Below are 22,254 nucleotides of genomic sequence, written 5' to 3'. Positions count from 1 at the left end.
CGATCCTTTCCTACAGAGGCAGCGTGACACGCACCCACAGTCCGCCCAGGCTGGAAGTCTGCGCGGAGATGGTCCCGCCATGGGCATGCACGATATTACGACAAATGGCCAGCCCGAGTCCCGCACCGCCGAAGGCACGGCTGCGGGAGGACTCGACGCGGTAAAGCCGGTCGAACAGGCGCGGCATATCCTCCTCCGGAACACCCGGCGCGGAATCCATGAAATCCAGGATCAGTTGCTGCTCGTCCCGGCTCACCCGGATCAGCAGGCGGCCACCGGCGTCCGTATAGCGCAGCGTATTGCCCAGCAGGTTGTAGAACAGCTGTTCCAGCCTGTCCGGGTCCGCGCTGAGGGATATTGCCTCGGCAAGCCGGTTCTCCAGCGTGACATCGATATTGACGGCGCGGAACTCTTCGGTGTGCGACTTGAGGTCGTCGAGCAGGATGGCGACGGGATCCACCAAGGTCTTGCGGTACTGCAAGGCGCCGAGATCGGTCATGGACAGCTCGTAAAGATCGTCCACCAGGCGATTAAGGCGCAGGATTTCCCCATGCAGGGAATTGACCGCCTTGCTATCCAGTGACCGCACGCCGTCCTGCAGGGCCTCGAGTTCCCCGCGCAATACAGCCAGCGGCGTGCGTATTTCGTGCGAGATGTCCGCAACCCATTGGCGGCGTATCCCTTCGTTGTGCTGCAACGCCTCGGCGAGGCTGTTGAAATCCCGTGCGAGCCGGCCCAGCTCATCCGAACCCCGGACCGGGACGCGTGAATCGTAATGCCCGGCCGCCAGGGCGTGCGAACCTTCGGTAATGGCGCGCAATGGCTGTATCAGGCGGTCCGCAAACGCGTAGGCCAGCAGCGCGGATACCAGCATCACCGTCAGCGCAATGAACGCGAAGGCGTCGGTCTGCTGGTCGAGTATATGGGCTGCGCTCAGGTCCGCCAGCGACGGTCCGGGCAGTACTCCGAGGTAGCCGACGGTGCGCTTGTCGACGGTGATCGGACGCAGGGTAAGCAGGTCCGCCAGCTCGGGCTCGCCGTAGATGATCGATTTGTCCGCGTCGAGCAGCATGACCCGGCGGTCCGCCTGCAGAAAGCCGCCTTCGGTAAGCTTGATTTGGGCCAGCAGCAGATCACGGTCCCGGACGATCTCGGCGTGCCCTGTGGATGATGGCGTGAACAGCTCGGGACGGTGCTGTACCGTATTATCGATGTTCCCGAGCAGCATTTGCGCCCACAGAAGCTGATTCTCATCGAGACGCTCCCAGCCGCTACCCTCGATGTATTCCCTCTCGATGCGCTGCGCGATGCCTTGAATCCTCGTCTGCTGTTGACCATCGATGAAGCGTACGAATACCTGCTCCAGCGACCAGGTCATCAGCACCGTCATGCTCGTCACCACGAGACCGATCGATAACAGCAATATCAGGAAGATCTTATGCCGTATCGACAGATTCATACACGCTTGCAGGAAAGGCGCGGGTATCCAATGAGGTGCGCACGCCGATACGGCGCCAGATGCAGACACGCGGCGTGCGATTTCACGTACATGGCATCAGTTTATTGAACCGCCACCTGGAACGCCATAGAGATGGCGCAGCGGCTTGGCGAATGATGCTCCATGGGGTTAATCTGGGGCAGACCGGGCCAACCCATGGAGGATCAAGTCATGAAATATTCAACTGCTGCACTGTTATCCGCCGTCCTGCTTGCTTCAGGTCCGGCGAACGCCTGCGACAGCCTGGGCGAGAATATGCATATGGGCAACATCGTGTCCATCGACCGGGCCGGCAACACCTTCGTCATCCTTGACGCCGAGTCGCAAGCGCCGATCCGTTTCATCGCATCCCGGGAATCACTGATCCCTCTCTCGGTCAACGATATGGTGGAAGTATCCTACGAGGTCATTGAAGGCGGCGGCTTGCGCATACTGAATCTGCTGCGTCTGTAAATCAACCCGCGAGCCAGTCGTATCGCTCACATGAGCCGGAGAAGCCGTCATCCAGGCCGCTTCGAACGGTATTGCACGCGCCGGTCCTGACGGGATAGATACTTATCCTCCCCATTACCTCGATGCGCAGAATGGAGGATCGCACCCCGTTTCAGCCCGGTGCATCTGGAGGATTTCGGTAAGTCGCAGGAAACCGGAAACAAAAAAAGGGGGGGCAATGCCCCCCCTAACTGACGTTGCTACCACTAACGCGGATATATCTTTGGGATGATATATCCTGGGTCAGACTGCGACCCGTACTGCTACAAAACTACGATCAGGGCGGGCCGGAGGGCGCAGCGCCCAGATCCCACAGCGCCGCATCCCAGTCCCACGAGCCGTTGGCGGTGAACTGGCCCAGAGGGCCCTGCGCCATGTAGCTCGAGGAGCCGGCCGCGACGTTGGTGCCCGGAGCGGTCACCGCGATCGAACCCCAGTTGCGGAATTCCTGGTAACCGAACTGACGCAGCGAGGCCGCGTAGTTACCCGGCTGATCCGCACCGATCCACACCACGCTGATGCCGTCCGTCGAGGCATAGGCCAGCGCCGGCATCACCGTGCCACCCAGCGTACCGCCCACGGTCGGCATGAACGCCGCGCCGTCGATGGAGGCATAGGTGAACTTGCCCGGGTTGGTGCCCTGGACCTGGTCGATGCGCTGACGCGCGTTGCCGTTCACGCCATCCTGCTGGAAGGTCTGACCGGCCGTGGCGATCGTCTGGTTCATGTACATCTCCGCGCCGCCGCCGCCGCTGGTCGGGATGGAGATATCCCCGTCCGTACGGAAGGCCTGCTCGTAAATGTCGACGCGGAAGTCCATGCCGCCATCCACAATTCCCTGTGTCAAGGCAATGTTGTTGTTGAGGACACCGCTGGCATACGTCTGGGCTTCCTGCCAGAACGTCAGGCCCGCAGCCGTCGTGCCGTTCGCGTTCTCTTCCACCACGATGGTGCGGATGAAGGAGACGCCGTTACCCGGATCGGTGACCTGCTGCATCAGCAAACCGGGGCTGGTGGCATCCAGGGACACGCAGGTCCACGTGGAGGCGCACTCAACCGAGGTATCGGTGATGGTGCCGTTGGTGACCGAGTACTGGTCAAAGCTCAATGGTGCATTGTGTGCTGCGGCGGAACCCGCCAGGGCTGAACCCGAAATCAGCAACCCTCCCGCGGACGCCATCGCCAAAGCTATATATTTGCGATTCATGATTACTCTCCTGTCTAGGCGTCGTTAGGGAATGACGAAGTCATTGGTGTAGGTACCCGGCGCCGGGGGAGCTGCCAACGCGCTGTTGAGCGAGTTGGTGAAGTACTCCTGGGGCGTGTTACCGAACAGGGCATTGTTCCAGCCGAACTGCGTACCGCTGATCTCGGAGCCGGTGGCATTCAGGGTGATCGCGAAGTTACCCGCGCCATCCCTGTTGCTCGCGTCGATCGAGGTGCCGCCGACGTTGGTCTTGGGACCGCCTGCGCCCGTCACCACGGTATAGCGCTGCAGACCGAGGGTCCGGTTCGTGAAGGAACCGACGCCCGAGGCCGCCTGCGTCAGCCACACCGCCGTGACGGAGTTGCCGGCCGCATAGGCCAAGGTCTGGGAACCTTCAGTGATGCTCGGATCCAGCGTCAGGGTGCCGCCGAGGGTCAGGTTGCCTGAACGACGCACCGTGATGGCGCCCTCGTTGCCCGTGCCGCCGCCGGCAACACCGCCGGAGGAGTAGGCGTTCAACTCGAGGTAGTGCACGCCGTTCTCATGGAAATGCCAGTCCATGCGACGGGCAGTCGAGCCCAGGCCCTGCTCTTGGTCCAATACGACAGGGGCCAGGCTGCCCGCCTGCAGGGCGCCGCTGTTGACTTCGGCCATGGTCGACATCTGGTCGTTGCCCAGGATCGAGCCGCCCTTGATCACGCTGCGGTTGGTGTAGTTGTTGCCGCCGCCGCCGTCGATGCCGATCTGGCCTTCAACGCGGAAACCCAGGGCCTGTACCGAGGCCAGGTCCGTCGCGGTGGTGCCTTCGTCGACTACGATGGTACGGAAGTAGGAAACGGTGGTGTCAGCGTTGTCCACCATCTTTTGCTGCAGAATGCCGTTGCCGGTGGCATCCAGGTTGGAACACGTATGGCCCGCCGGGCAGGTCGCCGTGATGGTACCCGCGTTAACCGTCCACGCGTCGTAGCCACCGATCGGTGCCGCCATGGCAGCGCCGCTGATGAAAATCGCGGCTGGCGCCAAGGACAGAGAAGTTAGTTTCTTCATTTGTCTCTCCCAATGAATATATTATGAGCAGAAACTGTTATAAATTATATATATAACAGTGTCTTATATTGTCCTTAATGAGAAACCTCCCTGAGAAACCGAGTGCATGCGCAACACTGGGCTACACAACCTTCCATCCGGGGAATCGCTCAGAACCGCCTTCCGACCAGACACTCAGGGCAAGTTTAATCACAATTGGTGATTGCAGTCAAAGTTTTTCCTTAATTTCTCCATAATTTTTGCACATTGTTAGTTTCTTAAATATCAATGAATTTTGCACATCGGATCAATTTTTTTAGATATCAATAAGAAGCCACATTCACGATCCGCGCCTGTCAATCGCGCTATGTATGAGGCATTGAGACCCGGACGTTTGAACACAGGGTGGCGTGGCGATCAGCGGTGTACCTCTAGCACCACCAGCACCACGCCCCACCGGAACATCGTTGTGAAATGCCAGGCATTCCTCCGTGAACAAAGCGAATTTACTGTAAGCCGACAACGTCGTTTCCCCGGGAGCTACTGCGATGAACATCTGAAACCACAGGCTGGAAGCGCGTCGCGCGGACATGAGAAGGCGCTATCCGCATGGGCTCATGGCGCCGCCTGAGAACCTGATTCTCAAACGGCAGCATGCGCCCGATGCCATGAGCCATTATTCGGATGGAAAGATGGTGGCTATGCCTGGACTCGAACCAGGGACACCAGCATTATGAATGCTGTGCTCTAACCGACTGAGCTACATAGCCGGAATGCAGTGCGAAGGATAGAGAGGAAAGCGGCAGATAATCATACCGAATTCGCTCGCAGCGCGACAAGTACGAAACGGCCGGGTCGTCGACTTTTCTTTTTTAGATTACCGTCCGACAGCCTCCTCGCCTAGACGTTAAACCGGAAGTGGATGACATCGCCGTCCTGGACGATGTACTCCTTGCCTTCCAGGCGCCACTTGCCCGCCTCCTTCGCGCCCTGCTCGCCATTGCAGGCGATGAAATCGGCATAGGCGATGACCTCGGCGCGGATGAAACCCTTCTGGAAATCCGTGTGAATCACCCCGGCCGCCTCCGGGCCGGTGGCGCCGACCGGAATGGTCCAGGCGCGCACCTCTTTCTCACCGGCGGTGAAATAGGTCTGCAGCTTCAGCAGGCGGTAACCGGCCCGGATCACCCGGTTGAGGCCGGGCTCGTCCAGATGCAGGTCGGCGAGGAACTCCGCCTTTTCCTCATCCGGCAGTTCCGCGATCTCGGATTCGATCGCCGCGCACACCGGCACCACCTCGGCGCCTTCCGCCGCGGCGAAGGCGCGCACGCGGTCGAGCAACGGATTATTCTCGAAGCCGTTCTCCGCCACGTTGGCGATGTACATCGTCGGCTTGGCTGTCAACAGGTGCAGATCCTGCAGTTTGTCCAGCTGGTCGCCCAGTCCCAGGGATCGCACCGGTGCCGCAGTATCGAGATGCGCGCGCAGTTTCTCCAGCAAGGCCTGCCGCGCCAGGGCCTCCTTGTCCCCGCTGCGGGTCTGGCGCGCGATACGCTCAAGTGCGCGCTCCACAGTCTCCATATCCGCCAGGGCCAGTTCCGTATCGATCGTCTCGATGTCCGCCAGCGGATCAATCCGGCCCGCGACGTGCACGATGTCGTCGTTCTCGAAGCAGCGCACCACATGGGCGATGGCCTGGGTCTCGCGGATATGCGCCAGGAACTTGTTGCCGAGCCCCTCTCCCTTGGAGGCGCCGGCCACCAGACCCGCGATGTCGACGAACTCCATGGTGGTCGGCAGCACGCGCTGCGGCCTGACGATGGCGGCGAGCGCCGCCAGGCGCGGGTCCGGCATCGGGACCACGCCCACGTTCGGCTCGATGGTGCAGAACGGATAGTTGCTCGCGTCGATGCCGGCCTTGGTCAGCGCATTGAACAGCGTCGACTTGCCCACGTTGGGCAGTCCGACGATGCCGCATTTGAATCCCATATTCGAAAGCTCCTGCCGTTGCTATTCCGGCTTTGCGTTGTCGTCCCTGCGGCGGTGGAGCCGGTTCATGGCGCGCCCGGCCTCACCGGACACGACTAGCGGCAGCACCGCGATGGCATCGTCGATCGCCGTGCGTATCAGGGCGCGGTCCGTAACCGAGGGTGCGTGCAGCACATAGTTCACCACGTCGTCGCTGCTGGCCGGCCGCCCCACCCCCAGGCGCAGGCGCAGGAAATCCGCCGCGCCGCCGAACACCTCGATTATGTCGCGCAGCCCGTTGTGCCCACCGTGCCCGCCGCCGCGCTTGAGCCGCGCAATCCCCGGCGGCAGGTCGATCTCGTCGTGCACCACCAGGATCCTCTCGAGTGGAACGCGGTAATAACGCGCGAGCGCGGCGACCGCCTGGCCACTGCGGTTCATGAAGGTGACGGGCTTGAGCAAGTGGCAGGGGTGTCCGTCCAGATCGGCGCGCGCCGTCTCCGCATGGAAACGGCGCTCCGCCCTGAACTCGACACCGAGTTGCCGCGCAAGATCGTCGAGCAACCAGAAACCCGCATTGTGGCGCGTATCCTGATAGTCGCCGCCCGGGTTTCCCAGGCCGGCGATGACTTCGATCGGCGCCGACAAGAAGGCCGCCCCGGCGCTCGTGTCTTAGCCCTTTTAGCCCTTGCCGCCCTTCGCCTCGCCTTCCTGCTTGGCCTCGCCTGCGGCCGGGGCCGCCACGGCCTCCGCTGCAGGTGCGGCTTCGGCCTCGACGGCCGCGCGCGGGACATGGATCGACACCACCGGCAGGTCATGCTCGGCCCCGTGCGTCAGCGCGATGATCCTGACGCCCTCGGGCAGCTTGATGTCGGAAAGATGCAGGGTCTCGTTCAGCTGCAGGCTGCTGACGTCCACCTCGAGGTATTCCGGCAGATGCCTGGGCAGACACGTAACCTCGACGTCCGTCACCAGGTGCGAAACGATACCGCCTCCCAGCTTGACGCCGGGGGCTGATGCCTCGCCGATGAAGTGCAGCGGAACATGCATGCGCAGTTCCTCGGTCTCGCTGATGCGCTGGAGATCCATGTGCATGATGATCGGACGGTAGCTGTGGCGCTGGAGATCCTTGAGCACCGCCTGCACCGCCTGGCCGTCGACGTTGACGGTGAGGATGTGCGAGTAAAAGGCCTCGTTCTCCAGGCTGTGCCGCACCGCGTCATGGTCCAGCACAAGACTCACGGGCTGCTGCCCGCTGCCGTACATGATGGCGGGCACCTTGCCTTCACGGCGCAGGCGGCGGCTCGCTCCCTTCCCGCTGTCGTGACGGACTTGCGCATTCAGTTCAAAACTCACGTTCATGATATTTCTCCTCAGTTACCCAACACCGGCACCGGCCGCGACCAGCCGGAACCGACCCAAAAAACCCCGTAGAACCCCGCGCCCCGCGGCCGCGGACCGCCGGTCAATCCATGTAGATCGAGCTGACCGACTCCTCCGCATTGATGCGGCGCATGGTCTCGGCCAGCATGTCCGCCACCGACAGCTGGCGGATCCTGGGAGACAGCACCGCGTCCGCCGACAGCGGGATGGTGTCCGTCACCACCAGCTCGTCGAGCACGGAAGTGTTGACGCGCTCCACGGCCGCTCCCGACAGCACCGGATGCGTACAGTAGGCGACCACCTTGGCGGCGCCCTCCTCCTTCAGTACGCGCGACGCCTCGCACAGGGTGCCCGCCGTGTCCACCATGTCGTCGAGCATGACGCAGGTGCGGTCGCGTACGTCGCCGATGATGTTCATTACCTTGGCGATGTTCGGACCGGGACGGCGCTTGTCGACGATCGCCAGGTCGGCGCCGCCGAGCTGCTTCGCCATCGCGCGCGCGCGCACCACCCCGCCGACGTCCGGCGACACCACGATCACGCGCGGATACTTGCTGCGCCAGATGTCGGTCAGCAGCACCGGCGAGGCGTACACATTGTCCACCGGGATGTCGAAGAATCCCTGGATCTGGTCGGCGTGCAGGTCCACTGTCAGGACGCGGTCGGTGCCGACGTTGGTGATCATGTCCGCCACCACGCGGGCGCTGATCGGAACGCGCGCCGAACGCGGACGCCGGTCCTGGCGCGAATAGCCGAAATACGGGATCACCGCCGTGATGCGGTAGGCCGAGGAGCGGCGTATCGCATCCACCATCAGCAGCAGCTCCATCAGGTGGGTATCCGTCGGCGCGCTGGTCGGCTGCACTATGAACACATCCTTGCCGCGCACGTTCTCGGCGATATCGATGTGGACCTCGCCGTCACTGAAGCGGTCGACGTTGGCCTGGCCGAGCGTCAGATTCAGGCGGGCGACGATGCTCTGCGCCAGCAGGCGATGTGCTGTTCCGCTGAACACCACCATCTGCCGGAAGATCCCGCCGGATTCGCTGTCAGTGGTAAAGTTCACGCCTGCGCACCCCTGGTATCACACTGCATGTTCAAATGTGTCATCCCGGCCCGCGGCGTCGCCCGGGCATAATTGGCTGGGGTGCCAGGATTCGAACCTGGGTATGCGGGAATCAAAATCCCGTGCCTTACCGCTTGGCGACACCCCATGCATTCCTCCCGCCCGGGCTGATCACCGCGCACGCCCCGCACAGTGTAACGCGACCCTGGCCAGCAGGGGCGAACGATTGCGCCCCCTGGCCACGAAGGCGTGCCAGTCCGCAGGCAGACGCCGCAGCAGATCATCGGCCGCGCGCCGCTCGACGAAGGGCGCGAACACACAGGCACCGGTCCCGCTCATGCGGGCGGGCGCGTAACGGCTCAGCCAGTCCAGCGCCTCGGCCACCGCGGGATAGCGCGCACGCACGACCGGCTCGCACACATTAACCCCATGATCGCCCGAAAGAAAGCCGCCTATTGTGAGGGCATCGCTGTCGCGTGTCAATTCCGGCGCGGCAAAGATCTCGGCGGTGGATACCTGTGCATCCGGAGACACCACGAGGTACCAGGGCTCGTCCAGCGACAGCGGGGTGAGGACTTCGCCCACGCCCTCCGCCCACGCCGCCTGCCCGTGCACGAACACCGGGACATCCGCCCCCAGCCTCAATCCCAGGGCGGCCAGCTCATCCAGCGGAATTTCAAGATTCCATAGACAGTTAAGCGCGCACAGTGTGGTCGCGGCATCCGAACTCCCTCCCCCCAGGCCACCCCCCAGCGGGATGCGTTTCACCAGGCCGATGTCGGCCCCGTCCGGGACCCCGGCGTGGCGCTGCAGCAGGCGTGCAGCACGCACGGCCAGGTCGGCCTCGGGATCGATACCGGGCACGGGCGTGGCACGGCGGATGACGCCGTCGGCGCGCAGGGCGAAATCAAGGGTGTCGCAATAGTCCAGAAACTGGAACACCGTCTGCAGCAGGTGGTAACCGTCGGCGCGGCGGCCGGTGATGTGCAGGAAGCGGTTGATCTTGGCCGGCGCCGGCCAGCCGCGCCCGGGATCCGGCTGCGGGGCGGGATTTTCATTACGGGATGGCGTGTCGGTCAAACTCATCGGCGGGGCCTGCGGAAACCGCGACAGTATACGCCACAAGGACCGGAGTCTCACTCACTCCGCGAGATACCAGTCATCGATCACCAGGCGGATGCTCAGGGACGCGCCCTCCAGGGTGAGCTTGCGGGGCAGGTCGCCTGCCGCCCCCCCGACGCCGATGTACTGCGGATACTCGATACGCCAGCCTTCCTGCTCGAGGCTGGACAGGCGGCCGCGCCCGTCGAGCCGGGTCGTCGCCTCATGCCGCGGCTGCGGAGTCCCGAGCACCCAGTAACGCAGTGCGTCAACCGGCGCAGACCAGCCAAAGCTCGCCGCCAGCAGTTCTCCGGCGGTCGCGGCGCGCAGCGGTTCCTCGTTCGGCAGCTGCAGTGCCACGGCGCCCCCGCTGCTCTCCATCCGCGCCACCCTCTGCCCGAACAGCGACATGAAATCGATGTCGTAGGCATCACCCCGCTGGGCCCAGCGGATACGCGCGTTCCAGGAACCATCCGGGCCGCTCACCGAGATGCGGCCGCTGAAATCCCAGGACTGCATCCCCTGCAGGGCCGCGCGGCGCGCGGACCAGGCGGTGTCGGTCTCCCCGTGCGGCAGCGACGGGCCGTCCGGCACCGAGGCGCAGGAGATGACGAGCAGGGGAAGCAGGATTCCCGTCAGTATTCGCGGGAAGGAGCAGCGACGGATCATCGCATACGGGGCACGAAAGGCATCGGGCGGAAGCTCAATCCACGGCGGCCATGGAGTCTGTCCGCGCGCTCACTGGCCGAATCGTTTCATGACATCCAGCAGCAGCTTGTCGTCCGGGAACAGCTCCAGCGCCTGTTCCCACACGTTGATCGCCTCCTCGCGCGCGCCGGAGACCCACAGCACCTCGCCCAGATGCGCGGCGACCTCGTGATCCTGCTTGATCTCCAGCGAACGGCGCAGGTACTTGATGGCCTCCTTGTGATTGCCCAGGCGATACAGCACCCAGCCCATGCTGTCCAGGATCGCGTTGTTCTGCGGGCTCCGGGCGAGTGCGCGCTGGATGTACACGTAGGCCTCTTCGTAGCGGTCGGTGCGGTCAGCGAGCGTATAGCCGAGCGTATTGAGGGCGTCGACGTTGTCGGGATCGCGCTCGATAATGGCGCGCAGGTCGTCTTCGAAGACGTCCATCTGGCCCAGGGAGTCCGCCGTGATGGCGCGCTGGTAGAGCAGGTCAAAATCGCCCGGGCTGGAATCAAGCGCCGCGCTGAGGACCTTCATCGCCTCCTCGCTCCGGCCGGCGCCGCGCAGAATCTCGCCCTCGACCTGGTAGAGGCGTTTCTGCTGGTCGGGGAACTGCATACGCAGGGTGTTCAGCTGTTCGCGCGCCTCGTCCATGCGCCCTTCACCGGCGAGCAGAACCACGATGCGTATCCGCGCCTCGGGATACAGGCTGCTGCCCGCCACGGCGGCATAGTGTCCGATGGCGGCGGCGGCGTTGTTGCGACCTTCCTCGAGCAGGCCCAGATAGAACAGTGCATCGTTGCCTGCGCCTTTGTCCTGCGCGGCCTGGAGCAGGTATTTCTCCGCATCGCCGAGGCGGTTGAGCTGCAGGTTGATCATCCCGAGAGCCAGCAGGACGTCCGTGTCGGGCCCCATCCGGCCGAGCACCAGCTCATACTGCGCGGTCGCCTCTTCCAGCCGTTTGGCGTCGACCAGCATGCGGGCGTACATCAGGCCGAGCCGCGTATCCTCGGGAAACCGCCGCGCCGACTCCGCCATGAAGTTGAGCGCCTCCGCTTCACGTCTCTGCTGCTGCAGCACCCTGACGCGAAGGGCGATGGCGTCGACCGCGCCTGGCTCCAGCGCGAGACAGCGGTCAATCGCCTCCTCCGCCTTGGCCAGCTGCCCCATGCGGACCGCGAACTGGGCGTAATTGAAATACGCCATCCGGTTGTCGTCGTGCCCGGCGATGTACCGCTCCAGAAGCTGTAATGCGGCGGCAACGTCCTCATCGCGGCTCAGCAGGCTGGCGATGAGATTGAATCCATCTTCGAACCCTTCGCGCGGTTCCAGCAGAAATTCTATGTGCGGCAGGGCGGCATCCACCTCGCCCGTCCTGATGGAGGCGACGACCACCATCTGATGCGCCTCGATCTGGGCGGGATCGAGCTCCGTCCAGAGCCGCGCGGCCTGAAGGGCGTGGGCGTCATCGCGGGAGAAGATGGCGATCTTCGTCGCCATTTCTGCAAAGCGCGGATCGCGTGTCGCCTCAGTCAATTCGAGATAACGCGCCCCGGCGACGTCGTAGTGGCGGCGCTGCAACGCGATCTCGGCCTCGAGGATCTGATACAATAGCTCGCCGCTGAGCTCTATGGAGGGGAAATCCGGAGCGGCTCCGTGCGCGGTTTCCCCCGCCGCGGACGCCGGCGCGAATGCGGCCCCCTGTTCGTGCACGCCCATAGTGGAACAGGCGGAAAGCCCCGCACAGAGGACTCCCGCCAGAACAGTTAAAGGTGAGCTTCGCATATGCCGGTCCTTCGTGGACAAAAGCGGGAAGGCTTGATCAGGCGCTTCCGGGGACAGTCTGACAGCACAATAATAGCCTTTTATCTCAAGAAAATCAGTTAAAATTGTCCCTGCTCATCAAACCCGAACCAAGACATTGCTGGCGTGCACGGATACGCCGGGCGGACATCCATGCCGTTAGTCGCCATCGGCCTCAATCATAAGACGGCTCCTCTGCCGGTGCGGGAGCGCGTGGCGTTCCCGCCCGACCGGCTGCCGACGATCCTGCGCGACCTCACATCGAACGTCCACATCAGCGAGGCGGCCATACTGTCCACCTGCAACCGCACCGAGCTGGTATGCTGCCTCGACCAGCCGGACGGCCGCATCGTCATCGACTGGTTCCGCGAGTACCACAAGCTGCGCCCGGAGGAGATCGAACCCTATCTCTACACTCATCCCGACCAGGGCGCGGTAAGGCACCTGCTGCGGGTGGCGAGCGGGCTGGACTCCATGATCCTGGGCGAACCCCAGATCCTTGGACAGATCAAGGATGCCTATTTAGCGGCCAAACAGGCCGGGACCGTAGGCAAGCTCCTCAACAAGCTGTTCGAGCACACCTTCTCCGTCGCCAAGCAGATCCGCACCGATACCGCGATCGGGGCGAGCCCGGTATCGGTGGCGTTCGCGGCCGTGAGCCTCGCCAGGCAGATCTTCAGCTCGCTCGCGGGACACACCGCGCTGCTCATCGGCGCCGGCGACACCATCGAGCTGGCCGCGCGCCATCTGCGCGAAAACGGCATCCAGCGCCTGATCATCGCCAACCGCACGCTGGCGCGCGCCGAGAACCTGGTGAAAGCCGTCAACGGGCTGGCCATCACGCTGGCCGAGATCCCGGCCTACCTCGCCGAAGCCGACATCGTGATCTCCTCTACCGCGAGCCAGCTGCCCATCCTCGGCAAGGGCGCGGTGGAGCGCGCGGTCAAGGCGCGCCGGCACCGGCCCATGCTGATGGTCGACATCGCCGTGCCGCGCGACATCGAGCCCGAGGTGGGCTCGCTCAACGACGTCTACCTCTACACCGTGGACGACCTCAAGGAGATCATCGACGAGGGCCTGCGTTCGCGCCAGCAGGCCGCGCTGCAGGCGGAGGACATCATCGATGCGCAGACCCTGCGCTTCATGGGCTGGCTGCGCTCGCTCGACGCCGTCACCGCCATCCGCGCATACCGCGATCATGCCGAGGCGTTGCGCGAGGGAGAACTGGAAAAGGCCCGCCGCATGCTGCGCAGCGGCGCCGATCCCGACAAGGTCCTCGCGCTCCTCGCCTACGCGCTGACCAACAAGCTCGCGCACGACCTGACGGCGCAGATGCGCCGTGCCGGCTTCGAGGGGCGCAACGACCTGCTGCGCGCCGCGCGCGAGCTGCTCGACCTGAAGGATCCGGACGAGTAATCCGTGTTGACGCCGTCCATCGAGCGCAAGCTGGACTCACTGGCCGAGCGCCTGCAGGAACTGCAGGCGCTGCTGTCAGACGCCGGCACCATCGCCCAGACGCAGCGTTTCCGCGAGCTGTCCAGGGAATTCGCCCAGCTCGGCCCGCTCATCTCCGCCTTCGACGCCTACCGCGACAACCGCGCCGAGATCGCCGCGACGGAGGAGATGCTCGGAGACAAGGATCCCGCCGTGCGCGCGCTGGCGCAGGAAGAGCTGAAACGGGTCCGGCAGGAGGACGAACGGCTTGAGACCGAGGTCAAGCGCCTGCTGATACCCTCCGATCCGCTCGACGATGCGAACATCTTTCTCGAGATCCGCGCCGGCACCGGCGGCGACGAGGCCGCGCTGTTCGCCGGCAATCTGTTCCGCATGTACTCGATGTATGCCGAGCGCAGGCGCTGGCAGATCGAGGTGCTGAGCACCAGCCACGGCGAGCACGGCGGTTACAAGGAGATCATCAGCCGCGTCATCGGCCGCGGCGTCTACTCGCGCCTGAAATTCGAATCCGGCACCCACCGCGTGCAGCGCGTCCCCGCCACCGAGGCGCAGGGACGCATCCACACCTCGGCCTGCACGGTGGCGATCCTCCCTGAAGCCGAGGAGGTCGGCGAGGTCGACATCAATCCGGCCGACCTCAGGGTCGACACCTACCGCGCCTCGGGCGCGGGCGGCCAGCACGTCAACAAGACCGACTCGGCGATCCGCATCACGCACCTGCCGAGCGGCATCGTGGTCGAATGCCAGGACGAACGCTCGCAGCACAAGAACCGCGCGCGCGCCCTCTCGCTGCTGAAGGCCCGCCTGACCGCGCAGGCGCGCGAGAAACAGCAGGCCGAACAGGCGCAGGCGCGCCGCCTGCAGGTCGGCAGCGGCGACCGCTCTGAACGCATCCGGACCTACAATTTCCCGCAGGGACGCCTCACCGACCACCGCATCAACCTGACCCTGTACAAGCTCGGCGATATCATGGAAGGCGATCTGGACCCGGTCATCGACCCCCTCATCAACGAACACCAGGCCGAAGAGCTGGCGGCCCTCGCGCCATGACCCTGACCGCCGACCCGGCTCTGTCCGCCGCAGCCAGCGTCCAGGCGACACTGGCCTGGGCCACGCGCCAGCTTGCATCGTGCAGCGACAGCCCGCGCCTCGACGCCGAGGTCCTGCTCGGCCACGTCATCGGGCGCTCGCGCACGCAGTTGCTGGCGCGCCCTGAGATGGCGCCCGATCCCGCGGCCATGCTGCGCTTCCGCCACCTCGTCGCGCGCCGAGCCCAGGGCGAACCGATCGCCTACCTGACCGGCGAGCGCGAATTCTGGTCGCGCCGCTTCCGTGTCACCCCCGCCACGCTGATCCCCCGGCCGGAGACCGAGCTCCTGATCGACCTCGCGCTGGAACGGCTGCCTGACGGCGCACCCCGGCGCGTTGCCGACCTCGGCACCGGCAGCGGCGCCATCGCGCTGACCGTGGCGCTGGAGCGCCCGGCGTCCCGTGTCGTAGCGACCGACATCAGCCCCGCGGCGCTCGAGATTGCGCGGGAAAACGCAACGCGACTCGGGGCCGCGGAGGTCGAGTTCCGCCTGGGTGACTGGTGCGCTGCGCTCGACGGAGAACGGTTCGATCTGATCGTCTCCAATCCACCCTACGTCGACGCCGGCGACCCTCACCTGCAGCAGGGCGACCTGCCGCACGAACCGCGCGTGGCGCTGACCACCGGCGGCAACGGACTGGAGGCGATCGCACGCATCGTCGCCGCGGCGCCGGCGCACCTGGTCCCCGACGGCTGGCTGCTGCTCGAGCACGGTTACGACCAGGCCGACGCCGTCGCCGACCTGCTCCGGCAGCGCGGATATGACCGGATCGAACACCGTGTCGACATCGGCGGACACAGGCGGGCGACAGCGGCCAGTCACCGGGGGGATCCCGCCACGTGAACGCACGGGGATTGACGACGGACGGGAGCAGTCATGCGGACGATGCGCTCCGGCTGCCGCGCCGCATCGTGAACGAGCTGCTCGATCACGCCCGCGTCCTTCCGGGACAGGAGGTTTGCGGCCTGATCAGCGCCCGCGGGGGCGGCGCCTCGCGCAGCATCCGCGTCGCCAACACCGCCCCGCATCCGAGCTCCCGCTACCGGATGGATCCCCGGGCCCAGATCGCCGCGCTGCGCGAAATGCGTGAGTCGGGCGAGGATCTGCTTGCCATCTACCACTCGCACCCCGCCAGCCCCGCCGCGCCCTCGACTGTCGACATCGCCGAGGCCGGCTATCCCGATGCCGTATACCTGATCATCTCGCTCGACACCAAGGGGGTGCTGGAGATGCGGGGATACCGGATCCGGGCGGGAGGGGCAAGCGAAGTAACGCTGGAAATTGAAGAATGAACACAATACGTGAGGCGTGAGGCGTGAGGCGTGAGGCGTGAGGCGTGAGGCGTGAGGCGTGAGGCGTGAGGCGTGAGGCGTGAGGCGTGAGGCGTGAGGCGTGAGGCGACAGGAGTTTGCTCGCTGCATTTTCCTTGTCCAGTACTTTTTAAATTAGTATTTTTCTTCTTTTACCCCTAATTCCTCACCCCTCACGCCTCACTTCAGTTTCTTTAACAGCAACTCATTCACCTGCGCCGGATTGGCCTTGCCCTGGGTCGCCTTCATGATCTGGCCGACCAGGAAGCCGATCACCTTGTCCTTGCCGGCGCGGAACTGCTCGACCTGCTGCGGATTGTCGGCGAGCACCTTGTCCACCGCCTGCTCGATCGCGCCGCTGTCGGTGATCTGGCGCAGGCCTTTCCTGGCGATGACCGCATCCGCGTCTCCCTCGCCGGACCACATCGCCTCGAACACCTGTTTGGCGAGCTTGCCGGAGATGGTGTTGTCGTCGATACGGCGGACCAGTCCGCCCAGCAGGGCGGGACTGACGGGGGAGGCGCCGATCTCGCGCCCCTCCTTGTTGAGCGCGCCGAGCAGGTCTCCCATCACCCAGTTCGCCGCCGGCTTCGGGCTGGCGCAGGCGGTCACGACGGCCTCGTAGTAATCGGCCAGCTCGCGGCTCGCGGTCAGCACCTCCGCCTCGTACGCGGTCAGGCCGAACTCGCGCATGAAGCGATCGCGCCTGGCGTCCGGCAATTCCGGCAAGGTGCCGCGCACCACCGCGATGAAGGCCTCGTCGAGCGCCACCGGGAGCAGGTCGGGGTCGGGGAAGTAGCGGTAGTCGTAGGCCTCCTCCTTGCTGCGCATGGGGCGCGTCTCGTGGCGGTCGGGGTCGTACAGCCGCGTCTCCTGCACGATCCTGCCGCCGCCTTCGAGCACCTCGATCTGGCGCGCGATCTCGAACTCGATCGCACGCTCGACGAAGCGGAAGGAGTTGAGGTTCTTGATTTCGGTGCGCGTGCCCAGCCTGTCACTGCCGCGCGGGCGGACGGACACGTTGGCGTCGCAGCGGAAGGAGCCCTCCTGCATGTTGCCGTCGCTGACCTCGAGGTAACGCACCAGGGTGTGCAGCTTCTTCATGTAGGCCACCGCCTCGGCGGCGGAGCGCAGGTCGGGTGCGGTCACCACCTCAAGCAGCGGGGTACCGGCGCGGTTGAGGTCGATGCCGCTCATGCCGTGGAAGTCCTCGTGCAGCGACTTGCCGGCGTCCTCCTCCAGGTGGGCGCGCACGATGGTGACTGTCTTTGCGTCCCCGCCCTCGGGTGAGATCTCCAGGCGGCCGTCCGAAACGATCGGCAGCTCGTACTGGCTGATCTGGTAGCCCTTGGGCAGATCCGGATAGAAGTAGTTCTTGCGCGCGAACACGGAGCGGGGCTGGATGGTCGCCCCGATCGCCAGGCCGAACTTGACCGCCAGCCGCACCGCCTCGCGGTTCAGCACCGGCAGCACGCCGGGCAGGCCGAGGTCCACCGCGCAGGCCTGGGTATTGGGCTCAGCCCCGTAGGCGGTGGAGGCGCCCGAGAAGATCTTGCTCTTCGTCAATAGCTGGACGTGCGTCTCCAGCCCGATGACGGTTTCCCAGTCCATCAGCGACCACTCGCTCTGTTCATGATTTCCATTCTGGTTGCGCTCTATTTTAGACAGGTGAGGCGTTAGGGGTGAGGAGTGAGGTGGAAAAATTCAACAGCCCTTTTGTCTTACTCCTCACGTCTCACCCCTCACGCCTCACGTCATTCGTATCCCGGCGGGATGCGCCGGTGCCAGTCGGTCTCGCGCTGGTAGGCGTGACCCAGCCCCAGCAGGCGGCCGTCGTCGAAATAGTTTCCGGTGAGCTGAAGCCCGACCGGAAGCCCGCCGGCGAAACCGCAGGGCAGCGACAGCGCGGGCAGCCCGGCGAGGTTGACCGCGATGGTGTAGATGTCACACAGGTACATGGTCAGCGGGTCGTCCTGCTTGGCGCCGAGCGGAAACGCCGGGGTCGGCGCCGTCGGCCCCAGGATGACGTCAACCTCGGCAAAGGCGCGGCGAAAATCCTCGCTGATCAGGCGCCGCAGCTTCTGTGCCTTGAGGTAGTAGGCGTCGTAATAGCCGGCTGACAGCACATACGTGCCGATCATGATGCGGCGCTTGACCTCGGCCCCGAAGCCCTCGCCACGGCTGCGTTCGTACAGGTCGAGCAGGTTGCGCGGCTCCGCGCAGCGATGGCCGAAGCGCACGCCGTCGAAACGCGACAGGTTGGAAGAGCATTCGGCCGGGGCGACCACATAGTAGGTCGGCACCGCCAGCGCGCTGTTGGGCAGGCTGATCTCAACCACATTGGCGCCCAGGCGGCGATATACGGCGATCGCCTCCTCGATTGCGCGCGCGACGCCGGCGTCCAGCCCCGCTCCGAAATATTCACGCGGCAGACCGATGGTCAGTCCCGCGACGGCGGCCTCATCCAGCATGGCGCGGTAATCGGGCACCGGCTGCTCCAGGCTGGTGGAATCGCGCGCATCGAAACCCGCCATGGCGGTCAACAGAAGCGCCGCGTCCTCGGCGCTGGTCGCGATCGGACCGGCCTGGTCCAGGCTGGAGGCGAAGGCGATCATGCCGTAGCGGGACACGCGCCCGTAGGTCGGCTTGAATCCGGTCAGTCCGCACAGCGCGGCCGGCTGGCGGATCGATCCGCCGGTATCCGTGCCGGTCGCCGCCGGGGCCAGGCGTGCCGCCACGGCCGCCGCCGAGCCGCCGGAGGATCCGCCGGGGACCCGCGCCCGGTCCCACGGGTTGCGCACCGGACCGTACCAGCTGGTCTCGTTGGAGGAACCCATGGCGAACTCGTCCATGTTGGTCTTGCCGAGCATGACGACGCCGGCCTGTCCGAGGCGCTCGACCACCGTGGCGTCGTAGGGGGCGATGAAGTTGTCCAGCATGCGCGAACCGCAGCTGGTTTTCACGCCGCGCGTGCAGAAGATGTCCTTGTTGGCGTAGGGCACGCCGGTCAGCGGCCCGGCATCGCCGGAGCGCAGGCGGCCGTCGGCCGCGCGCGCCGCCGCGAGGGCCTTCTCCTCCGTCACGCTGATGAAGGAATTCAGTCCGGGATCGTGCCGGGCGATGCGCGCGAGGTAGTGCCGGGTCAGCTCCTCGCTCGAGAAGCGGCCCGAGCGCAGCGCGGCGGACAATTCGGCGATCGACTGGGTATGCATCGGCGTTCGACTGCGGGTATGCGGAAATTAAGTTCGCGGGACGGGAAGGTTATTCGATCACTTTCGGGACGAGGTACAGTCCGCGCTCCACCTGCGGCGCGATCGCCTGGAAGGCCGCGCGCGCATCATCTTCGGTAACCGCGTCCTCGCGCAGACGCTGCACCGCGTCGAGCGGGTGCGCCATGGGCGCGACCGCGCCGGTATCGACCGACCCCATCTGTTCGACGAACGCGAGGATGGCAGAAAGATCGTGCGCGTAGCGCGGCACGTCGTCCGCGCCGATTTCGAGCCGCGCAAGGCGCGCAATCCGCTTCACGTCGCCGTCATTCAAGGACATCTCTCACCCCTGTTTTTACAGTCTCTGCTGCGTCCCGCGATGCAGCCGATGCGACGCGTCCCGTCGGCTTGCCGAAAACCCGACCCACTGTTAGAGTATTCCCGGCCTGCACCCCCCATAACAAGGACGACGCCCCTATGTTCAAACGCCTGCGCGGCATCTTCTCCAACGACCTGTCCATCGATCTCGGCACCGCCAACACGCTGATTTACGTCCGCGGACAGGGTATCGTGCTGAACGAGCCTTCCGTGGTCGCGATCCGCCAGGAACCGGGGGCGGGCGGGCAGCGCACCGTGGCGGCCGTGGGCGCCGAGGCCAAGCTGATGATCGGCCGCACGCCGGGCAACATCACCGCCATCCGTCCGCTCAAGGACGGCGTGATCGCCGACTTCACCGTGACGGAGAAGATGTTACAGCATTTCATCCGCAAAGTGCACGAAAACCGCTTCTTCCGCCCCAGCCCGCGCGTGCTGGTATGCGTCCCCTGCGGCTCCACCCAGGTCGAGCGCCGCGCGATCAAGGAATCCGCCGCCGGCGCGGGAGCGCGCGAGGTCTACCTGATCGAGGAACCGATGGCGGCCGCCATCGGCGCAGGCATGCCGGTCGGCGAGCCCAGCGGTTCGATGGTGCTCGACATCGGCGGCGGCACCACCGAAGTGGCGGTGATCTCGCTCAACGGCATCGTCTACGCGGCCTCGGTGCGCATCGGCGGCGACCGCTTCGACGAGTCCATCATCAACTACGTGCGGCGCAACTACGGCAGCCTGATCGGCGAATCCACCGCCGAGATGATCAAACACAAGATCGGTTCAGCCTACCCCGGCAACGAGATCCGCGAGATCGAGGTGCGCGGGCGCAACCTCGCCGAGGGCATACCGCGCACCTTCACCCTCAACAGCAACGAGATCCTCGAGGCGCTGCAGGAACCGCTCTCCGGCATCGTCGGCGCGGTCAAGACCGCGCTCGAGCAGACACCGCCCGAACTCGGCGCCGACATCGCCGAGCGCGGCATGGTGCTGACCGGGGGCGGCGCGCTGCTGCGCGACCTCGACCGGCTGCTGTCCGAGGAGACCGGCCTGCCCGTCATCATCGCCGAGGACCCGCTCACCTGCGTGGCGCGCGGCGGCGGCCGGGCACTGGAGATGCTCGATGAACACAACGGGGAGATTTTCGTGGTCGAATGACGCCCTCGGCGCGTCGATCATACCTCAGACCATGATGCAGGCGGCGTCCGGCGGCGTGACCGCGCGAGGTGTCCCATAAAACCGCTCTTTCTCCGCGGCCCGTCCCTCACGCTGCGCGTGGCCGTGCTCTCTCTCGCATCGATCGCGATGATGACCGTGGACCACCGCCAGCATCACATGGATGATGTGCGCGACGCCCTCGCCTACGTCGTCTACCCGATCCAGTACCTCGTCAGCCTGCCCGGCCGCGCCGGCCAGTGGATGTCGGAGGCCCTCGCCACGCGGCGCATGCTGGAGCGGGAAAACGCGACCCTCAGGGCCCAGCACCTGCTGCTCGAATCCAAGCTCCTGAAACTGGAATCCCTGGAGGCGGAAAACAACCGCCTGCGCGCCCTGTTCGACTCCACCGCCCAGATCGACCAGCGCCTGCTCATCAGCGAACTGATCTCGGTCGATATGGCGCCGTTCTCGCGCCAGATCGTGCTGAACAAAGGTGGTGCGCAGGGCATACATGAGGGCCAGCCCATACTCGACGCCTACGGCGTGATGGGCCAGGTGGTCAGCGTCACGCCGCTGACCAGCACCGCCATGCTGATCACCGATCCCAACCATGCCCTTCCGGTCGAGGTCAATCGCAACGGCCTGCGCTCGGTGGCGCGCGGCACCAGCGACCCCAGCCGCCTGGAACTGTTCCATCTGCCGAGCAACGCCGATATCGCAACGGGAGACCTGCTGGTCACCTCCGGACTGGACGGGCGCTTCCCGCCGGGTTACCCGGTGGCCTACGTCACGCGCATCGAGAAGCAGCCCGACAGCCCCTTCGCCATCGTCAGCGCGGAACCCACCGCACATCTGGAACACAGCCGCGTCGTGCTGCTGGTGCTGCCGGCAGAAACGCCATCCGCGGACACGACGGCGGCGACCGGGAGCGTGCCATGATCCGCCAGGGCCACGGCGGCGGCTGGATCATCGTCGCCAGCTTCCTGGCGGCGCTCGCCCTCACCATCCTGCCGCTGCCGGACTGGCTCGGCATGATCCGCCCGGAATGGGTCGCGCTGGTGCTTATCTACTGGTGCATGGCACTGCCCGGGCGCGTCGGGGTCGGCTTTGCCTGGATCATCGGGTTGCTGCTCGACGTGCTGCGCGCGGGACTGCTCGGGCAGCACGCCCTGTCGCTCGCCATCGTCGCCTACATCACCCTGCAGCTCTACCAGCGGATCCGCGTGTTCCCGCTCTGGCAGCAGGCCGTCAGCGTGTTCATCCTGGTGCTGCTCCATCTGCTGCTGCAGCTGTGGATCAAGGGCATCTCGGGCAACCCGCCCCCCGCCCTCGTCTTCCTGCTGCCGGCGCTCAGCAGCATGCTGCTGTGGCCACTCATGTATCTTGGCCTGCGCCGGCTGCGACGCCGCTACCGGGTGGCCTGACCCGACG

The 22,254-nt window shown here is 65.2% G+C and carries 21 protein-coding genes and 2 tRNA genes; 8 read left to right on the top strand and 15 right to left on the bottom strand.

All coding sequences use genetic code 11. From position 1 onward, the window contains the following. Positions 1–10: 10 nt before the first annotated feature. On the bottom strand, positions 11–1,459 hold the full coding sequence (locus tag IPK65_11580) for a HAMP domain-containing protein (protein MBK8163744.1): 1,449 nt from the start codon (positions 1,457–1,459) through the stop codon (positions 11–13). Between the two features lie 195 nt (positions 1,460–1,654). Between IPK65_11580 and IPK65_11575 the strand changes: the two genes are divergently transcribed. Next, positions 1,655–1,951 (top strand): hypothetical protein, encoded by a 297-nt coding sequence (locus IPK65_11575; protein ID MBK8163743.1) that lies wholly within the window; start codon positions 1,655–1,657, stop codon positions 1,949–1,951. 316 nt (positions 1,952–2,267) lie between these two features. Here IPK65_11575 and IPK65_11570 read toward each other — a convergent pair whose 3' ends face one another. From IPK65_11570 to IPK65_11520, 11 genes are all read right to left on the bottom strand, one after another. Beyond that, positions 2,268–3,197, bottom strand: coding sequence for a hypothetical protein (locus tag IPK65_11570; GenBank protein MBK8163742.1), 930 nt, complete (start codon positions 3,195–3,197; stop codon positions 2,268–2,270). A 24-nt stretch (positions 3,198–3,221) separates the two neighbouring features. Continuing rightward, the gene (locus tag IPK65_11565; protein ID MBK8163741.1) at positions 3,222–4,058 is read right to left on the bottom strand and encodes a hypothetical protein; all 837 of its coding nucleotides are present in this window, start codon (positions 4,056–4,058) and stop codon (positions 3,222–3,224) included. A gap of 858 nt (positions 4,059–4,916) precedes the next feature. Next, positions 4,917–4,993: transfer RNA gene (locus tag IPK65_11560), tRNA-Met, on the bottom strand. Positions 4,994–5,123: 130 nt separating this feature from the next. Beyond that, entirely contained in the window at positions 5,124–6,212 is a 1,089-nt protein-coding gene (gene ychF, locus IPK65_11555; GenBank protein MBK8163740.1) for a redox-regulated ATPase YchF, read from the bottom strand. Between the two features lie 21 nt (positions 6,213–6,233). Next, a complete protein-coding gene (gene pth, locus IPK65_11550) occupies positions 6,234–6,839 on the bottom strand; it encodes an aminoacyl-tRNA hydrolase (protein MBK8163739.1) in 606 nt (201 codons plus the stop codon). Positions 6,840–6,872: 33 nt separating this feature from the next. Then, positions 6,873–7,553: a 50S ribosomal protein L25/general stress protein Ctc gene (locus tag IPK65_11545; protein ID MBK8163738.1), complete on the bottom strand. Its 681-nt coding sequence runs from the start codon at positions 7,551–7,553 to the stop codon at positions 6,873–6,875. 103 nt (positions 7,554–7,656) lie between these two features. After that, positions 7,657–8,595, bottom strand: coding sequence for a ribose-phosphate pyrophosphokinase (locus IPK65_11540; GenBank protein ID MBK8163737.1), 939 nt, complete (start codon positions 8,593–8,595; stop codon positions 7,657–7,659). A 118-nt stretch (positions 8,596–8,713) separates the two neighbouring features. Next, positions 8,714–8,788 (bottom strand) — tRNA-Gln (locus IPK65_11535). A 23-nt stretch (positions 8,789–8,811) separates the two neighbouring features. Beyond that, positions 8,812–9,726, bottom strand: coding sequence for a 4-(cytidine 5'-diphospho)-2-C-methyl-D-erythritol kinase (gene ispE / locus IPK65_11530; protein MBK8163736.1), 915 nt, complete (start codon positions 9,724–9,726; stop codon positions 8,812–8,814). Positions 9,727–9,780: 54 nt separating this feature from the next. Beyond that, entirely contained in the window at positions 9,781–10,410 is a 630-nt protein-coding gene (gene lolB / locus IPK65_11525; protein ID MBK8163735.1) for an outer membrane lipoprotein LolB, read from the bottom strand. 69 nt (positions 10,411–10,479) lie between these two features. Next, complete coding sequence (locus IPK65_11520) at positions 10,480–12,144, bottom strand: tetratricopeptide repeat protein (protein MBK8163734.1); 1,665 nt, start codon at positions 12,142–12,144, stop codon at positions 10,480–10,482. A gap of 243 nt (positions 12,145–12,387) precedes the next feature. Here IPK65_11520 and IPK65_11515 point away from each other — a divergent pair, with 243 nt between their 5' ends. From IPK65_11515 to IPK65_11500, 4 genes are read left to right on the top strand one after another with little or no spacing between them, the layout of a single operon-like run. Next, on the top strand, positions 12,388–13,650 hold the full coding sequence (locus tag IPK65_11515; GenBank protein MBK8163733.1) for a glutamyl-tRNA reductase: 1,263 nt from the start codon (positions 12,388–12,390) through the stop codon (positions 13,648–13,650). Positions 13,651–13,656: 6 nt separating this feature from the next. Continuing rightward, positions 13,657–14,739 carry a peptide chain release factor 1 gene (prfA, locus tag IPK65_11510; protein MBK8163732.1) on the top strand — a complete coding sequence of 361 codons (1,083 nt, stop codon included), beginning with the start codon at positions 13,657–13,659 and terminating at the stop codon, positions 14,737–14,739. Then, entirely contained in the window at positions 14,736–15,623 is an 888-nt protein-coding gene (gene prmC, locus IPK65_11505) for a peptide chain release factor N(5)-glutamine methyltransferase (protein ID MBK8163731.1), read from the top strand. The genes prfA and prmC overlap by 4 nt, the downstream gene beginning before the upstream one ends. 11 nt (positions 15,624–15,634) lie before the next feature. After that, the gene (locus tag IPK65_11500; protein MBK8163730.1) at positions 15,635–16,072 is read left to right on the top strand and encodes a M67 family metallopeptidase; all 438 of its coding nucleotides are present in this window, start codon (positions 15,635–15,637) and stop codon (positions 16,070–16,072) included. Between the two features lie 198 nt (positions 16,073–16,270). On the opposite strand, the gene gatB is transcribed toward IPK65_11500, so the two are convergent. The 3 genes from gatB to gatC form a co-directional block, all read right to left on the bottom strand. Then, complete coding sequence (gene gatB, locus IPK65_11495; protein MBK8163729.1) at positions 16,271–17,701, bottom strand: Asp-tRNA(Asn)/Glu-tRNA(Gln) amidotransferase subunit GatB; 1,431 nt, start codon at positions 17,699–17,701, stop codon at positions 16,271–16,273. A 143-nt stretch (positions 17,702–17,844) separates the two neighbouring features. Continuing rightward, the gene (gene gatA / locus IPK65_11490; GenBank protein MBK8163728.1) at positions 17,845–19,302 is read right to left on the bottom strand and encodes an Asp-tRNA(Asn)/Glu-tRNA(Gln) amidotransferase subunit GatA; all 1,458 of its coding nucleotides are present in this window, start codon (positions 19,300–19,302) and stop codon (positions 17,845–17,847) included. 49 nt (positions 19,303–19,351) lie between these two features. After that, positions 19,352–19,639, bottom strand: a complete 288-nt coding sequence (gene gatC, locus IPK65_11485) for an Asp-tRNA(Asn)/Glu-tRNA(Gln) amidotransferase subunit GatC (protein MBK8163727.1) — start codon at positions 19,637–19,639, stop codon at positions 19,352–19,354. Between the two features lie 137 nt (positions 19,640–19,776). Here gatC and IPK65_11480 point away from each other — a divergent pair, with 137 nt between their 5' ends. From IPK65_11480 to mreD, 3 genes are all read left to right on the top strand, one after another. Continuing rightward, a complete protein-coding gene (locus IPK65_11480; GenBank protein MBK8163726.1) occupies positions 19,777–20,823 on the top strand; it encodes a rod shape-determining protein in 1,047 nt (348 codons plus the stop codon). Between the two features lie 75 nt (positions 20,824–20,898). Beyond that, positions 20,899–21,762 carry a rod shape-determining protein MreC gene (gene mreC, locus IPK65_11475; GenBank protein MBK8163725.1) on the top strand — a complete coding sequence of 288 codons (864 nt, stop codon included), beginning with the start codon at positions 20,899–20,901 and terminating at the stop codon, positions 21,760–21,762. Then, positions 21,759–22,247, top strand: coding sequence for a rod shape-determining protein MreD (gene mreD, locus IPK65_11470; protein ID MBK8163724.1), 489 nt, complete (start codon positions 21,759–21,761; stop codon positions 22,245–22,247). Before mreC ends, mreD begins: the two co-directional genes overlap by 4 nt. Positions 22,248–22,254 lie beyond the last annotated feature (7 nt).

Source organism: Gammaproteobacteria bacterium (assembly GCA_016712635.1).
Classification (GTDB): Bacteria; Pseudomonadota; Gammaproteobacteria; order SZUA-140; family SZUA-140; genus JADJWH01.
This window is presented reverse-complemented; position numbering and strand designations above follow the sequence as displayed.